The organism is Vibrio sp. 10N.222.51.C5 (genome assembly GCF_041474575.1).
In the GTDB taxonomy this organism is placed as follows: Bacteria; Pseudomonadota; Gammaproteobacteria; order Enterobacterales; family Vibrionaceae; genus Vibrio; species Vibrio crassostreae_C.
On the sequence record NZ_JBFRUJ010000117.1, the window covers coordinates 1 to 1,286 of the forward strand.

The 1,286-nt window shown below is 41.9% G+C and carries 1 protein-coding gene; it reads right to left on the minus strand.

Annotated elements, in window-relative coordinates; translation table 11 throughout:
• Positions 1 to 79: 79 nt before the first annotated feature.
• On the minus strand, positions 80 to 1,252 hold the full coding sequence (locus tag AB4558_RS21835; protein ID WP_372159105.1) for a patatin-like phospholipase family protein: 1,173 nt from the start codon (positions 1,250 to 1,252) through the stop codon (positions 80 to 82).
• Positions 1,253 to 1,286 lie beyond the last annotated feature (34 nt).

Genomic DNA, 1,286 nt, shown 5'->3' on the forward strand with positions numbered 1-1,286 from the left:
TTTTGTGCCATGGCAGCGCTAGACGTTGCCATGATAAGTAGCGCTAAAGCTGTTTTATTCATTTTACGATATCCCTAAATTAAGGTAATTCTGTTACCCAAGGTTTGCCCTGAGTTGCTTTGTGATAACCATATTCGTATATGGTTAATAAATAGTGTTCATCAAACATGTCTTTGGTTCGTTTGGCGTAACCAAAGTCGTGCTCGATGTAAGTAAATTGCATATCAATGTTGTTGATTTCACAGATGTATTTCATTCGATATAAATCACCACGTGTTTGAGCAAGAGTCAGGCTTGATACGCTCTTTGCTACTAAATCTAGACCCTTATCTCTCAGCGAGTGGTACGGCGCTTTCAGTGCTCCATTTCGAATAACATCGAGCTGTGGTGGTTTTTCTAACCCAAGAGCATCTGAGATCTGCTGATAGTCGAAGTTAGATGGATTGAAAAATACTTGAGCGGCTAAACCACCATCGACGTGAAGTTCTTCATAACTTTTACCTTCGTACTTCACATTGATAAACTGCGGTGGGAAGACTCCAGGAATAGAAGCACTTGCTGCTAAAACCTTATATATAAGTTCAGACTTATCTGGCATGTCACTATTTGCAATTGCGCCCACATTCCAAATGACAAGCTCTCCAGAATCAAAGTGTGTGCTACCAATAAACAAACGCTTACCGTTGCGGTGTCGCGCAGCAATTTGCTCGATCATCGGTTCAGGGAACGCCTGAGCGATAAATTGATTCAAGTTTTTACCGTCAGTAAAAGCATCTTTAAACACGGTGTTTAAAAAGTTCTTTTTGCCGAGCACTGATTTGTCATTGATGTTTAACATCACCTCCTTCATCTTCGGAAATGCATCTCCGCCGATGAATACAAATGGTGCCATTAGCGCTCCTGCACTGATGCCAGTAACTATTGAGTAGTCTTTCAATTGGCCAGATTCTTCCAGCCCTATCAAAATACCGGCTCCAAAGGCTCCGTTCGCGCCGCCTCCTGACAAAGCTAAGATATTTAGTTGCTCACCTGACACTTTAATTGGCGTTGTTTGATCGATTGGAGAGTATAAGAAGTCTGGGTTCTCACTCGCCCACATACGCAATGGCTCTTTTACTGATATCGCTTCTTCTACAACCACTTCTTTGTAATTGTCTTTGTGTACGCGTACATCCAACGTGTGGGGTGAGCTACATGCCACTACAAGTAATGACAAAGCAACGGTAAAACCCGAGGAAACTAGACGGTTCATAATTAGGCTCATTTAATGTTCTCTAAAATGATTC